The organism is Vibrio sp. 10N.222.55.B11, from assembly GCF_041473705.1.
GTDB classification, from domain to species: Bacteria; Pseudomonadota; Gammaproteobacteria; order Enterobacterales; family Vibrionaceae; genus Vibrio; species Vibrio crassostreae_C.
The window spans coordinates 182,808-198,318 of sequence record NZ_JBFRST010000004.1 but is presented as its reverse complement, the minus strand read 5'-3'; the positions used below and the strand labels follow the sequence as shown (position 1 = coordinate 198,318).

Annotated in this window: 10 protein-coding genes and 1 tRNA gene; 9 read left to right on the top strand and 2 right to left on the bottom strand. The window is 44.9% G+C overall.

The features are described from left to right. Positions 1-175 precede the first annotated feature (175 nt). Positions 176-252: transfer RNA gene (locus tag AB4503_RS02025), tRNA-Arg, on the top strand. 269 nt (positions 253-521) lie between these two features. Then, positions 522-1,607, top strand: a complete 1,086-nt coding sequence (gene aroC, locus AB4503_RS02020) for a chorismate synthase (protein ID WP_004734182.1) — start codon at positions 522-524, stop codon at positions 1,605-1,607. A 160-nt stretch (positions 1,608-1,767) separates the two neighbouring features. On the opposite strand, the gene AB4503_RS02015 is transcribed toward aroC, so the two are convergent. Further along, entirely contained in the window at positions 1,768-2,391 is a 624-nt protein-coding gene (locus tag AB4503_RS02015) for a trimeric intracellular cation channel family protein (RefSeq protein WP_004734183.1), read from the bottom strand. Positions 2,392-2,690: 299 nt separating this feature from the next. On the opposite strand from AB4503_RS02015, the gene AB4503_RS02010 reads away from it, so the two are divergent. From AB4503_RS02010 to AB4503_RS02000, 3 genes are all read left to right on the top strand, one after another. Beyond that, on the top strand, positions 2,691-3,221 hold the full coding sequence (locus AB4503_RS02010; protein WP_017063424.1) for an elongation factor P hydroxylase: 531 nt from the start codon (positions 2,691-2,693) through the stop codon (positions 3,219-3,221). A gap of 9 nt (positions 3,222-3,230) precedes the next feature. Further along, positions 3,231-3,494 (top strand): YfcL family protein, encoded by a 264-nt coding sequence (locus AB4503_RS02005; protein WP_017063425.1) that lies wholly within the window; start codon positions 3,231-3,233, stop codon positions 3,492-3,494. A gap of 176 nt (positions 3,495-3,670) precedes the next feature. Next, positions 3,671-4,192 carry an NADPH-dependent FMN reductase gene (locus AB4503_RS02000; protein WP_017062355.1) on the top strand — a complete coding sequence of 174 codons (522 nt, stop codon included), beginning with the start codon at positions 3,671-3,673 and terminating at the stop codon, positions 4,190-4,192. 145 nt (positions 4,193-4,337) lie between these two features. Here the strand turns inward: AB4503_RS02000 and mnmC are convergent, their stop codons facing one another. After that, positions 4,338-6,488 (bottom strand): bifunctional tRNA (5-methylaminomethyl-2-thiouridine)(34)-methyltransferase MnmD/FAD-dependent 5-carboxymethylaminomethyl-2-thiouridine(34) oxidoreductase MnmC, encoded by a 2,151-nt coding sequence (mnmC, locus tag AB4503_RS01995; protein WP_372113499.1) that lies wholly within the window; start codon positions 6,486-6,488, stop codon positions 4,338-4,340. Positions 6,489-6,544: 56 nt separating this feature from the next. On the opposite strand from mnmC, the gene fabB reads away from it, so the two are divergent. The 4 genes from fabB to AB4503_RS01975 all read left to right on the top strand — a co-directional run bounded on the left by fabB (position 6,545) and on the right by AB4503_RS01975 (position 15,399). Further along, positions 6,545-7,756, top strand: a complete 1,212-nt coding sequence (fabB, locus tag AB4503_RS01990; RefSeq protein ID WP_017062353.1) for a beta-ketoacyl-ACP synthase I — start codon at positions 6,545-6,547, stop codon at positions 7,754-7,756. A 485-nt stretch (positions 7,757-8,241) separates the two neighbouring features. Beyond that, positions 8,242-9,375, top strand: a complete 1,134-nt coding sequence (locus AB4503_RS01985; protein WP_017062351.1) for a 4-phosphoerythronate dehydrogenase — start codon at positions 8,242-8,244, stop codon at positions 9,373-9,375. A 12-nt stretch (positions 9,376-9,387) separates the two neighbouring features. Beyond that, complete coding sequence (locus AB4503_RS01980) at positions 9,388-10,401, top strand: aspartate-semialdehyde dehydrogenase (RefSeq protein WP_017070739.1); 1,014 nt, start codon at positions 9,388-9,390, stop codon at positions 10,399-10,401. 207 nt (positions 10,402-10,608) lie between these two features. Then, positions 10,609-15,399 carry a FimV/HubP family polar landmark protein gene (locus AB4503_RS01975; RefSeq protein ID WP_372113497.1) on the top strand — a complete coding sequence of 1,597 codons (4,791 nt, stop codon included), beginning with the start codon at positions 10,609-10,611 and terminating at the stop codon, positions 15,397-15,399. Positions 15,400-15,511 lie beyond the last annotated feature (112 nt).

The following is a 15,511-nucleotide window of genomic DNA, read 5'->3' as shown; positions in this document are numbered from 1 at the left end:
ATGTTTTTGGCGCATTATTCCAGAAAATCTTTTTGATTACCATCAAGCAAACGTTTGCTTTGCTCTATTTTCCAACACTTATATGTTTGTTGGCCTTTTTTTACCCACTTAGATCAGAATGTTACATAAAGCCGTTGCTTTACTGATTCGAATTCGTATAATTCGTTCCTGTAGCGCGCCCTTAGCTCAGCTGGATAGAGCACCTCCCTTCTAAGGAGGTGGTCGAAGGTTCGAATCCTTCAGGGCGTGCCATTATTTAAAGAAACCCGATAACTCTCCGAGTTGTCGGGTTTTTTGCATTTTACATATCATAAAACACTTCTTTTCAAGCGCGACTCATTTTCTTCTGTTATTCGTTTCATTCGGCTTATGTAATAGAAAGTTAAAATTGTTCGTTTTTTGGGGTTTACATCATTTGGTAATAAAGCCACTATGAATTCACGAAGAATAGACAAGTAAAGCTATTAGCCAGTCGGTTTAGGAATCAAACCTTCTGATTGATGGCTGATTTAGAGGAAGCAATGGCAGGAAACAGTATCGGACAACATTTCCGCGTGACCACGTTCGGAGAAAGTCACGGTATCGCACTAGGATGTATCGTAGATGGGTGCCCACCAGGATTAGAAATTACCGAAGCAGACCTTCAAAGAGATTTGGATCGTCGTCGCCCTGGTACTTCTCGCTATACAACGGCTCGTCGTGAAGCGGATGAAGTGAAAATCTTATCAGGTGTATTTGAAGGCCAAACTACGGGTACTTCTATTGGTCTATTGATTGAAAATACAGACCAACGCTCTAAAGACTATTCCGAAATTAAAGACAAGTTCCGCCCTGGCCACGCTGACTATACGTACCATCAAAAGTACGGTGTGCGTGATTACCGAGGTGGTGGTCGTTCTTCAGCTCGTGAAACTGCAATGCGTGTTGCTGCAGGTGCAATTGCGAAGAAATACCTAAAACAAGAATTTGGTGTTGAAATCCAAGCTTACCTTTCTCAAATGGGTGATATCTCAATTGATAAAGTGGATTGGAACGAGATTGAAAACAACGCTTTCTTCTGTCCAGATGCCGACAAAGTACCAGAATTTGATCAACTGATTCGTGACTTGCTAAAAGAAGGCAACTCGATCGGTGCGAAGATTCAAGTGGTTGCGACTAAAGTGCCAGTGGGCCTTGGTGAGCCAATCTTTGATCGTCTAGATGCTGACATCGCGCACGCTCTAATGAGCATTAACGCTGTGAAAGGTGTTGAGATTGGTGATGGCTTCGATGTTGTTAATCAACGCGGTAGTGAACACCGTGACCCATTAACTCCAGAAGGTTTCAGCAGCAATCATGCTGGCGGTATCTTAGGTGGTATCTCTACTGGTCAAGATATTGTGGCAAGCATTGCGCTTAAACCAACATCAAGCATCACTGTACCTGGTGACACAATCACGAAAGATGGTGAAGCAACGCAGCTAATCACGAAAGGTCGTCACGATCCATGTGTTGGCATCCGTGCGGTACCTATTGCAGAAGCAATGCTGGCTATCGTGCTGCTTGACCACTTGCTACGTCATCGTGGTCAAAACTTTGGTGTGACAACTGAAACGCCAAAAATCTAGTTCTGCTTCGTTTTATTCAGAACAGATTTGAAACTGATTTGATAGAAACAAAAAGGGTTGCTTCGTAATGAAGCAACCCTTTTTCACATTAGCAGGATTATTCGTCCTGTTAGCGACTATCGTCGTTAAAGACAGCCAGCAGCTTAAGGCTCTTAATCCATTAATGCACTGAGCTTTCAGGATCAAGCTGGAACGAAGGTAAACGCCACTTGAATCGCACGGCCGCCATGCGCAGCAAGTAACCAACTACAAGCGTCACAATTGTCGCCGTTACGTCGTTGATGCCAAGCTCAAGCAAACCTAGGTATAAACCTGAAGCGACAAGTGCGACAGACGCGTATAGCTCTTCATGCAACACTAACGGTGTTTGACGACAGATAAGATCGCGCAGCAAACCACCAAACACGCCAGTTACCAAGGCAGACACCATGCAGATCATTGGGTGAAGACCCATAGTCATCGCTACCTTAGTGCCAATGATACTGAACACGATAAGCCCTAGAGCATCTAAACGAATGAACAAGCCCTTTAGCTTGATTACCCATTTAGCCAGTCCTGTTGTGATAACACCGGCGATACAGGTGATCGCTAGATACTGCGGGTTTTCAACCCAACCTAAAGGGTAATGACCGAGTAAGATATCGCGTACTGTACCGCCGCCAATTGCCGTTGCACTCGCAACCAACATTACACCAAACCAATCCATTTTTTGTTTGCCAGCACTGAGAGCGCCGGTCATGGCTTCTGCCGTGATGCCAATGATATACAAAACACTTAGTAGCATTGCTGTAGCTCTATAATATAGGTCTATAAATTGGAGTCTTATAGGCCATAGGGATATAAAAATGAAGCGCGAGTGTAGTAGTAAAAATGCTGATTGACGAATGAATATTTGTACCGTGAATGGCCTTTTCAGATTAGCTAAACTAATCATTCACCTCAAAGTAGTGTAATCTGGGATCAGCAATCGATTGTCACGGTAAAGTATTGGGGGCAACCCAATGCCATTGCTCGTGATAGGGCTTTACCGAGCGCTTAAAAAAAAGCAAAATGCCCCAGTTATTTTTACTTAAATTTGATTTTATGACACACCAATACTCAGACATTATCGATATCTTCAATCAGACCTTTTTTGAAAGCTTTAATACCAAACTAGAGCTAGGGGCTGATGAGCCGATCTATTTGCCTGCTGATGATACTATCCCACACCATCGAATCGTGTTCGCACGTGGCTTTTACGCCTCTGCACTCCATGAGATCGCACACTGGTGCGTTGCTGGGCCTGAGCGTCGTTTACTGGAAGATTTTGGCTATTGGTATGAACCTGACGGTCGAACGGAATCGGTTCAAGCTGAGTTTGAAAAAGTAGAAATTCGCCCACAAGCGTATGAATGGATCATTGCGATGAGCGCAGGCTTTCCTTTTAATGTCAGCTGTGACAATCTACACGGCGATTTTGAGCCAGATCGTTTGGCCTTTATGAATAAAGTACATAGCGAAGTTATGGGTATCTTTGAAGTAGGCTTTCCGCCTCGCGTGAAAATGCTCTCTGAAGCATTACGCAGCTTCTACGATGTAGAACCTTTATGTGCTAGCCAATTTATTGTGAAATAAGAGAATATTATGATTATCGAATTTGAAGAAAAACTACTTGAAGTAATTGATGCTCGCATTGAAAACGCATCAGACGATGAACTGTTTGCTGGTGGTTACTTACGTGGTCATATTTCTCTTTCAGTGGCTTCATGTGAAGAAGAAGGCATTGAAGATGTGGCTGAAGTAAAAGCTCGTATTGAACAGAGCCTAGACGACGCTCGCTCTGAACTAACACCAGCAGACCGCACTATCGTTAATGACCTTTGGGTTGAGCTACAAAACCAAGCTTAATCTCGATGTATTAATACTATCCGCTCAGTCCCTTCCTTTCCCATTTTGCTGAGCGAACTGGTTTATTTGAGACTCGTTCGAAATTTTTGAATGAGTCCGTTCATTTCTTGTGATGGTTACATTTTCTTACTACGTTATTCTAATCCCACTTAACGGAATTACAGAAAGGTCACATCATGAAAGTTATCGCATTTGGCGCAAGCACAAGTTCTACCTCAATCAACAAAACACTAGCAACTTACGCAGCAAACTTGATTGAAGGTGCTGAAGTAAAAGTCCTAGACATCAACGATTACAATGTTCCTATGTTCAGTGAAGACACTGAAAAAGAGATTGGCCAAGCGGAAGGTGCTCAAGCATTCCTACGCGACCTAGCTGAAGCTGATGCGTTTGTTATCTCGTTCGCAGAACACAATGGTCACTACCCAGCAGCGTATAAAAACCTATTTGACTGGGCGACACGTATTGAGCGTTCAGTGTTTGGCGAGAAGCCGGCGGTTTACCTAGCGACTTCACCGGGCCCTGGCGGCGCACAAACGGTACTTGGTGCAGCGACAGGTTCTGCACCTTACTTCGGTGGCAACGTGCAAGCGTCAGTTTCAGTACCAAGCTTCTACGATAACTTTGATTTTGAATCTGGTTCTATCAGCAACGAAGAGATCGTTCTACAGATTAAAGACGCGGTTGCTAAGCTGTAAATACAGCTTCGTTTAGAACATCAGTTTAGAGCAACACGAATAACAAAAAGCCCGAGCGACACAATGAACTCGGGCTTTTTAGCTTTTAACTTATTAGTTTCAGATATTCAGAAATTTCAGATGTTCAAAATAGCTGAACTAGAAACTACGGCTTTGATTTAGAATGCTTGTCAGCAACCCATCCAGCCGTTAATGCCTTACCTTTACGCAGTCTGCGTACCCACATTCGACTTGGGTGAATCGCCTCAAGCACATCAACAGGCAAGGGCAGCGGATCGCCACAGATCTGTGATGCTAATACTTCAGCCAATAATGGTGCAGAGCTCAAACCACGTGAACCCAGTCCGATAAAGCAATAAAGGTTAGGGAAGCTTGTTACCGTTTCTACATCCTCAACCGAGTCACGCTGCGGGTTGAAGTTGTGGAGATCTTGGTACTGCTCCTTAATGGCTTCAAAGTCACCAACGTTTCCGACAAACGGAAGGTGGTCACGGCTTACGCTTCGGATACCTTGGCGCGCTAAGTTGTCACTGGTATCGACATCTTTTGTCCATGCTTGGTCTGGTAGTGACCCATGTAGGCGCTCGCCATTGTGCTGCTGAACCTCAATATCAAATTCTTGGTCGATATTGGTTTTGTCGTAGTTCGCACCAATACAGTGATGACCATTGTTGGGGTTCTGTGGCGTCAAATAGCCATCAAAGCACAACACGGTTTTTAGCTGGCTGAGATTTTCCGTGGTCGGAATATGGCTCACTTGGCCTTTAACCGGAGTCAGTGGTACTGGCTGAGTTTGTTCAAACTGAGTGAACTTGTGTCCGTTTGCGACAACTACTTGGTCGTGCTTAGTTTGAATCTCACCTTGAGGTGCCTCAATCGTCAGTAACCATTGTTTTTCAGCTTCGAGCCACTCAAGTTGCGTTACTTGATGTTGATAGTGTGCGCTCACTTGGTTGCTCTCTTCTAGCTTGCCAATCAAGCCTTGAGTCAGTTGAAGAGGGCTTAACCAACCACCCAGCGGAAAGTAAACACTCTCTTTATCGACGGGTAAGCCAATCTTTTCGTTGGCTTGCTCTGGCGATAAACGCTGAATCAGGTCGGTGTGGAAGTTGCCTTCCAACATGCGGTTGAGCTTTTTAGTGGAGCCTTGATCCCACATCAAGATGTTCACGCCACACCAACTGTGATCAAATTGAATAGACTGAGCCGCTTGATTAATAAATTGACGAGCAAACAGTAATCCCGGGCCAAACACGCGAGACACGTTCGAGGTCGCTTCGCTTAATAGCGGGTAAATCGCACCTTGGTTGTTACCTGAGGCATTGCCCGCAGCTTGTGGATGTTCACAATAAAGGGTGATGTTTTTACCACGACGGCTTAGCGTTTTGGCTAATGCAGCACTGGCGACACCACCACCAATGATCGCAATGTCTTGGGATTCAGTGTGTTGAGCGAGGCCATACCAAGGTTTGATGTTGGTGTGAGCGTGCTTTTCGCCAAGTCGGCCGGCGATCATTTCTCGCTTAGTACCAAAGCCTTTGACCTTTTTCATTTCAAAGCCAGCTTCAATTAAGCCACGGCGAACAAAGCCAGCAGCGGTGAAGGTGGCGCAGCTACAATCTTGCTTAGCGAGCTTAGCCATGCCGTTGAATAGGTTTTGATTCCACATCTCTGGGTTCTTGCTCGGAGCAAAACCGTCTAAGAACCAAGCATCAACCAAACCTTCACGCGGGGTTGGTACGTTGGGCATGCAATCTTTAATATCGCCAAACCACAAATCAAGCGTGATTGCACCGTCGCCCAGCACAATGCGGTGACATTCAGGTAGAGCAATAGGGTAGTGTTCTTGGAGTTGCGTCGCATACTCGGCTAATTCTGGCCACGATTGGTGTGCTTTGATCAGATCCTCTTTATTTAAAGGATATTTTTCAAAACTGATGAAATGTAACTCTTTGGTCATCGCTTGTGGGTTATCTTTAAGAAAAGCATCGAACCATTGCCAAACTGCAAGAAAGTTCAAACCTGTGCCAAAGCCGGTTTCAGCAATCACAAAGCGGCGTTGTTCATGTTCAAGCCAACGCTCTGGAAGGTGGTTTTGCTTTAAAAAGACGTAGCGAGTTTCTTCTAAACCGTTAACATTGGAGAAGTAAACGTCGTCAAATTGGTCTGAAACTGGCGTGCCAGACTCATTCCATTCCAGTTCTGCATTAGTAATTGAAGTCATAAAATCTATCATTTTGTGATTTGAAGCGATATGTTGGTAGGGATTGTACGAATTTCTAGGAAAGCTGACCACTTTTGTTAGGCTTCTTAGTTATCATCTAGCTGAATTTAGAATTATAGGAATGTCACATGAAACGAGTCGTAATCACCGGTATGGGTATTGTTTCAAGTATCGGTAACAACGTCGAAGAAGTTTTAGCATCACTGAAAGAGGGTAAATCTGGTATTACCGCTTCAGAGCAGTTCAAGGAAAATGGCTTGCGCTCTCAAGTATGGGGTAACCTAAAAATGAACCCTGCTGACCATATCGATCGCAAAAAAATGCGCTTTATGGGTGATGCAGCGGCATTCGCTTATCTTTCAATGGAGCAAGCAATTGCTGATTCTGGCTTAACTGAAGATCAAGTATCTAATGACCGCACGGGTATCGTTGCGGGTTCAGGTGGTGCTTCATCTCTAAACCAAGTAAACGCGGTAGACATCATCCGTGAGAAAGGCGTGAAGCGCGTTGGTCCATACATGGTTCCACGTACAATGGCTTCTACGGTTTCTGCTTGTCTAGCAACTCCTTTCAAAATCCGTGGTGTGAACTACTCTATGAGCTCTGCATGTGCGACATCTGCACACTGTATTGGTCACGCAATGGAGCTTATCCAACTTGGTAAGCAAGACGTTGTATTCGCTGGTGGCGGTGAAGAACTGGATTGGTCCCTGACTATGATGTTCGACGCAATGGGCGCACTTTCTACTAAGTACAACGACACGCCAGAGCTGGCTTCTCGTACCTACGATGCAGACCGTGATGGTTTCGTTATCTCTGGTGGCGGCGGCATGTTAGTTATCGAAGAGCTTGAGCACGCTGTTGCTCGTGGCGCAAAAATCTACGGTGAAATCGTAGGCTACGGCGCAACTTCAGATGGCTACGACATGGTTGCTCCTTCTGGTGAAGGTGCGGTTCGTTGTATGAAGATGGCGATGCAAAACGTTGATGGCGTTGATTACGTGAACACTCACGGTACTTCAACTCCAGTTGGCGACGTTAAAGAGCTAGGCGCTATCCAAGAAGTATTTGGTGGCAACAGCCCAGCAATTTCTGCAACTAAAGCGATGACAGGTCACGCTCTAGGTGCTGCTGGCGTACACGAAGCTATTTACTCAACGCTAATGCTAGATAACGGCTTTATCGCTCCAAGCATTAACGTTTCGAACCTAGACGAAGCTGCTGCTGGCCTAGACATCGTAACTGAAGCTCGTGATCAAGAGCTAACTACAGTTATGTCTAACAGTTTTGGTTTCGGCGGTACGAACGCAACGCTAGTAATCAAAAAGTACCAAGCTTAACTTAAGCTTGAGTTACAGAGACAAGGTTAATCGTTAAAGGGTTGCGCTAGTGCCGATTCAACACGCACAGGTCACCCAGTAATAATGACCATCAGAACAAAGTTTTTAGACGCAGGTTGGTAAACGTGTTTTTTGAACATAGTTTTTAAATCTGGGTTTAGAGATTGAAAGGTTTCCAGAGCTTGACCAGTACTGACTTTGGTTAGTACTGGTTGAACAGACGCAAGACTCTGTCTCCTGGAGAGCGAGATAGGATCCTTTTGTTCTGGATGTTTGCCCGATTGTTTATTCAATCGGGCATTTTTCGTTTTAGCCGTTTGATCTTGGGTGTTCACTCTGGTTTCGGTTCTTGTCTGCCAAGGTTAGGTGATTCAGCCCTTTATTTATAATGTATTCCAATTGCTACTCGACACCGTGTGTGGAATTTTGCACAATCATTTCAATTCACATTTAGGTCGATAGACCCCAACAAAAGTACTCGCCAAATGAAAATCTTAATCGACGAAAATATGCCTTACGCTGAAGCGCTTTTTAGCCAGCTAGGGGAAGTGACAATGAAGTCTGGTCGCACATTAACAGCTGACGACCTAGTTGACGTAGACGCATTGATGATTCGCTCTGTTACCAAGGTAAACGAGTCATTGATCAGCAAAGCCAATAAGCTGAAGTTTGTTGGTACTGCGACGGCTGGCATGGATCACGTTGACCAAGAGTTGATGAAAGAGCGTGGTATTTTCTTTACTGCGGCGCCTGGTTGTAACAAGGTGGGTGTTGCTGAGTACGCGTTCAGTGCGATGATGGTGCTTGCGCAGCAACAAGGCTTTTCTGTTTTTGATAAAACGGTTGGTATTATCGGCTGTGGTCAAGTGGGCAGTTACTTAGCGAAGTGCCTTGAAGGTATTGGTATCAAAGTTCTGCTGAACGACCCTCTAAAACAGCAAGAGGGTGATACTCGCGAATTTACTGAGTTAGAGACTTTGCTTGAACAATCAGACGTTATTACATTACACACGCCAATCACTAAGACGGGTGAGTATCCAACGCATCACTTGATCAGTGAGCAAGTGCTGAACAACTTACGTGCTGATCAAATCCTGATTAATGCAGCTCGCGGTCCTGTGGTTGATAACCAAGCGCTAAAAGCTCGCCTGCAAAAAGCCGATGGTTTCACTGCAGTGCTTGATGTGTTTGAGTTTGAACCTGAAGTCGACTTTGAGCTTCTTCCGTTACTCGCTTTTGCAACGCCTCACGTAGCGGGCTACGGTTTAGAAGGTAAAGCGCGTGGTACCACGATGATCTTCAACAGTTATTGTGAATTTTTAGGTACTGAACAGCGTGCGTATGCAAGCGACTTATTGCCGACAGCGCCTGTACCTCAAATGAAATTAGATAGAGCTTGGGATGAAGCAACACTGCACAATTTGACTCAGTTGATCTATGATGTGCGCAAAGACGACGCCTTATTCCGTCGCAATATCGTTACGCCGGGTTCTTTTGACAAGATGCGTAAAGAATATTGGGACCGCAGAGAGTACAGTGCAGTCGAGTTAACGGGCGACGAATCTTGTAATTTAACGCCGTTATCTAAACTCGGTTTTATGGTAAAGCCAACTTTATAAAAGAGAGAAACAATGAGCCAAGAATTTAATATTGCTATTTTAGGTGCGACTGGTGCGGTTGGTGAAACCATTCTTGAAGTACTTAAAGAGCGTAAATTCCCTGTCGGTGAAATGCACTTACTAGCAAGTGAACGTAGTGAAGGCAAAACTTCCCGTTTTAACGGCAAAACAATACAAGTACAAAACGTAGAAGACTTCGATTGGTCTCAAGTACATATTGCGTTTTTCTCTGCAGGTAGCGAGCTTTCAGAGCGTTGGGCTCCAATTGCGGCTGATGAAGGTGTGGTTGTCATCGATAACACATCACGCTTCCGTTACGAATACGATGTTCCTCTGGTTGTGCCTGAAGTGAACCCTGAAGCGATTGCTGAGTTCCGTAACCGTAACATCATCGCGAACCCTAACTGCTCGACTATCCAAATGGTAGTAGCGCTAAAACCAATTCACGATGAAGTGGGCCTTGAGCGTATTAACGTTTCAACTTACCAATCTGTGTCTGGTGCAGGTAAGCCAGGTATCGATGAGCTAGCGGGTCAAACGGCTAAGCTTCTTAACGGTATGCCAGCTGAAAACTCAGCGTTCTCACAACAAATCGCTTTCAACTGTATTCCTCAAATCGATGAATTTACAGAGAATGGCTACACGCGTGAAGAGATGAAGATGGTTTGGGAAACTCAAAAAATCTTTGCTGACTCTTCAATCACAGTGAACCCGACTTGTGTCCGCGTACCAGTATTTTACGGTCACGCAGAATCTCTACACATTGAAACTCGCGCACCAATCGGTGCAGATCAAGTGGTTCAGCTTCTAGAGAACACAGAAGGTGTTGAAGTATTCCAAGCGCTAGACTTCCCAACTCAAGTTCGTGATGCAGGTGGTAAAGACCACGTAATGGTTGGTCGTATTCGTAACGACATCAGCCATCACAGTGGCGTAAACATGTGGGTTGTCGCTGATAACGTTCGTAAAGGCGCAGCAACAAACGCAGTTCAAATCGCTGAAGTTCTGATTCGCGATTACTTCTAAGCTTTATTGCTTTGATAAAAAAGCCTCACTCTTTAGTGGGGCTTTTTTAATCGATTAAAAATATTGTTAGTCAAATTGTGTGAAATTGCTGCGAATATTGTTGCTGCAACACATTTTTTGTTTTCATCTCTATAGTTTTACGTCATTTATCCGATATATTTAATAGATCATCACTTTTCCGAATTTAAGCACCTAGCTGAGCCTTTTATGTTTCAAATTTTCAAGCCGTGGTTAATGCCTTTTGCCTTTATCATTGCGACTCAGATTTCCGTTGTTCGTGCAGATTCCATTCGAGTTGTAGGGCCTAATGGCCAGATACAATCAGCGCCTACGTTTTCAGAACCACTTCAAAGAGCGCAATCAAATAGCGCTGAGCCTTCACGTTTCTATGGTCCAACTCGCGGCTCAGAAACATTGTGGTCTATTGCCTCAAAGTTACGCCCTGATAACTCCGTTTCAGTCCAACAAACTCTGTTGGCTATTTATCGCTTAAACCCACAAGCGTTTGAAAACCAGAATATCCATAGCCTGCTGCCTGCGAGCAATCTACGCGTGCCTTCTTTAGAGCAAGCACGTGCAAGCTCGACGCAGCAAGCTATCAACATCATGAACTCACATCTTGCTAAGCTTGATGCTCCTGCAAGTAAGCCTGTCGCTTCAAAACCCAAAGCGCCGAGTTCTGATGCGAAAAATGTTACTCCTGCTAAGCAAGTAAGCACTACTGAAACTGCTAAAAAGCCATTGTCTCCAACTCAATCATCTCTAGCTCAATCTGCACCAACCCAAGAGATGAACAAGTTAGAGAAGCAGCTAGAGCTTTCAGAAACTGAACTGCTGTCACTTGAAGAGAAAAATCACCAACTTCGTTTGATGTTATCGAATGTTCAATCGGAAGTGGATGAGCTAAAAACAGAGCTCAGTGATGAAGACCGCATTCGTAGCGAAGTGGAAAAGCTGCTTGATGAAGAGCGCAGAAAGAACGCCGAAATTGAAAAGATGGCACCAAGTGTCATGGACGAACTGTTATCGAATGGTTGGTTAGTGGCGGCTCTTGCGATTATTCCAGGTCTGCTCATTGGTTTGATCGTTGTGATGCTGTTAGGCCGTCGTTCTAAAAATGATGAGCAACAGCAGACGACTCAAGAACAACCGCTCCAGCCAGAACCAAGTACCGTTGCACCTATTACATTGGGCGACGAGATGGACGACCTTAACGAGCTGTCTTTAGATGATGACTTGTTTGGTACGGAAGATGACGCCAACAAGCTGTTTGACGATCAAGCGCTAGCCGAAGAGGATGATGTCTTTGCTGGTTTAGATGAATCTGATCTCGATTTCAATCTAGATGGTGAAGACGATGACCCATTTGCTAGCATTGGCGAAAACGGTGATTTAGACACCAACTTCGACGATCTAGATTTAGACAGCAGCAACGGCATTAGTGTTAATGGCGAAGAGAAAGCGCTTGGCCTTGAAGAGATGGAACGTGCGCTAGACAAAACAGCGGAAAGCGCCGTCGATACTGATGATGTCGACTTTGATCTTTCTGATGATAACGCAATGTCTGCTGATGACATTGAAGCTTTACTATCTCAAGAGTCTGAAACTGAAGATCTCGGTTCCAACGAGCTAGACCAATCTTTATTAGATGATCTGTTTGCTCTTGATGACGAAGATGACGACAGCTTCGATATTGATGCTCTGATTTCGGAAGAGCAAAGTGATTCGCCTTCTAGCACTGAAACACCAGCAAGCGATGATTTTGACATCGATGCGCTTATCTCTGAGCAACAAAGTGAGACTAAGCCTGTTGATTTGAGCAATGACGATTTTGATATTGATGCTCTAATCTCTGAACAACAGTCCCCTGAGCCAGCTTCACCGACAGCGAATGATGATATTGATGACATCTTTGCCCAAGTTGCTGCTCAGAACGATCAAGCGAATGACCCTTTCAACCTCGATAGCGACGATGAGATTGCCACTAACCTAAACAGTGGTTTGGCGTCTGATGATGATATCGAAAACATTCTGTCTCAGTTCGATAAGCCCATCGTAAATGAAGAACCTCAAGACAGCGTTGATCTGCTTGATGAGCAACTGGCAGGCGATGACGTAGACCTAAGTAACTCGACAGACCTTCTTGATGAGATGCTAGGGGACGATTCGGATGATGAGTCTGAAAGCGAACCTCTTGGCTTTGATTCTCTGTCTGAGCTTGAAGAGCTTTCTGGTTTATCGACCGATGATGACCTCAACATCGCAGAAGACAGCACGGAAACCTTGGATGAATTAATAGGTGACTCTGACGACGATGATTTCGAACTCGACGCCGAAAGTACCGACTTATTGGATGATTTCCTTGATAGTGAATTGTCAGATGATGAGCTTTTAGCGGATGCATCAAAATCAGAATCTCTAGACCCATTTGATGACTTACTGACAAGTGGCATTGAAGACGAGCTTGAATCTGAAGATAAGACGTTTGATAAAGAGTTAGACGCAGCCTTTGGTTTGGACAACGCCAATGAGGAGCCTGAAAAGGACTCAGACGTTGAGCTTACTCCGTTAACCTCTGAAGGTGAGCCTGAGCAAGATCCGGACATTAGTGAAACACCACAACCTGAAGTCGTTACTGATGAATCGTTAGATTCTGAAATGACTCAAGAAAGTTCTGACATTAAGCCAGAAAATGATGAAGCCTTTAATCGTGATGGTTTTATCGATGATTTGTTCGGTGTCGCACCGGCAACGGATGCTTTGCTTGATGACTCGCTAGAAACAACAGACGAAGCGTTGATTGATGAGTTAATGACTTCTGATGGCAATGATTTGTTGCCAGCAATAGAAGAGCCTGTTGAACCATCAATTGACAATACGGTTGAACCAGAGCAAGCGTCTCTTTTAGACAGCGACGAAGTATCAGCGCAAGAAACCGCATCATCGGTTGAAGATGATGAACTGGATATCGACTCGCTGTTATCTGAGAATTCTGATTTTGACAAACCAGATTTTGAAGAGCGAGTTAAAGAAGAAACCGCACAACAAGAACCAGAGCCGAAAGAAGCCGACGTACAAGAGCAAGCTTCGCCATCGTCTTTGAACGATATCTCTGAAGATGAAGAAGAAACGGTTGAAGACTGGTTAGCTGAAGCCATCGACGATGTAGAGTCGCCAGCGAACATTGACTCTGATTTTGACTTTGAACCGAAAATCCAAGGTAGCGATCAGCTTGAAGATGTCGTTGAATCCTTGCCAGAGCCAGTTCGTGCTGCAAACATGCCAGAGATCATTCCAAATGAATTTGGTGTGCCAGAAGACGATGATTGGCTGATTGAAGATGAGGCGTCTGAACCAGAAGCATTAGCGGAAACTGACGTAACACCAGAGCTAGTGACACCTGTCGCTGAACCGAAAGTTGAAGCTACACCACAAGCGGAAGTAGCAGAACAAGCTGAAGTTCTAGGACAAGAAGGCGAAGAAGAATTCTCGTTTGATGACTTCGAATTGCCAGAGTTTAATGAAGAAGATGCACTAGCGGAAGCTGATGCTGAATCAACACCAGAACCAGTAACGCCAGCTATTGATGCTCAACCAAGTGTTGAGCCTCAAACTGAAGCCCAAGTTATAGCTCAGGCGCAAGACGACGAAGAGTTTTCGTTTGATGATTTCGACTTACCAGAGTTTAGTGAAGAAGACGCACTAGCGGAAGCTGATGCTGAATCAACAACAGAGCCAGCAACGCCTGCTATAGACTCTCAATCAAGTGTTGAATCGCAACCTACCGCTGAGCCTCAGTTAGATGCTGCACCACAAGTTGAAACTGCGAAACCAGAAAGCGAAGAAGAATTCTCGCTTGATGACTTCGAACTACCAGAGTTTGGTGAAGACGATGCGTTAGCGGAAGTGGTGAGTGAACCAGATGAAGCACAGTTAGAGCAAGACTTAGCGCCTGACACAGAGAAGTTCGAGTTCGATGACCTTGATCTTCCGGAGTACGATGAAGAAAGCGCAAAAGCAGACTCTGTTTTAGATGATATTGAGCAAAGCAATGCCGAGCCGGTGGCGGAAGCCCAAGGCGTAGAGTTCGATGAGTTTGATTTACCGGAATATGGTGAAGATGAAGCCATCTCTGATGCGTTTGCTGAGAAGCCAACACCACTGACTTCTTTCAGCCCACAAGGCGAAGAGCAAGATGCGTTGCATGATCTGTTCTCAAATCCGCAGAGCTATAGTCAGGCTGATGATTTCTCGAATGCTGAAGACTCTGAACCGGCTGGTTTTGCACAGCCAGAACAATCACTGAGCGCGGCTTCAGAGCCAAACTCAACGCCTGCAGCGGTTCAAGACGAGCCACTAGAAGGCTTTGATGACTTTGATGAGACAGCATTAGCTGAGTTGCTTTCTGAAGATGTTCAAGACTCTGTCGACAACATGTTCGATAAGCCATTGGACGCAACTTCGATTGATAGCGCAGGGTTAGATATTGACGCCATGCTTGAAGTCGGCGGCGAAGACTGGAAAGGCTTTAACCTAGCGCCAGAACAACAATCGAGCATGCATAATGATGTGCCTGATGACCAACAAGAGATTTGGGCATCGGCTGAACAGCAAGCTGAACCGAAAATCAAAGAAGAGAATTGGGCTGAACAAGACAATCTAACCGAATCAGGCAACAGTCGTGATAAGCAGTACATGACGATTGATGAGCTAATGGCTCAAGTCGAGCAAGAAGGTGAAGAAGTCATTAATCCAGACGATGAAGAGCTTAAACTGGATGTGGGTCTTAACGAATTCCCTGATGTTATCGGTGATATTGGCAATTATGATGTCGACAGCAATGCAGAAGCTGCGGGTAAGCTTGATTTGGCCAAAATCTACATCGAGATGAGTGACTCGCAAGGGGCAATTAAGCTTCTAGAAGAGGCAATCGTTGACGGCAGCGATGATATTCGTCGAGAGGCAAAAAATCTTATCGATACGTTAAACGGTCGATAAATTTACAAATCAGAAAGGGTAGCGTTGGCTACCCTTTATTTTAAGGCGATACAGAGCGCTATCGTTTCATTTGGTTTTTCAACAGCATCGTCTCGGTCGATGCTGATTGTTT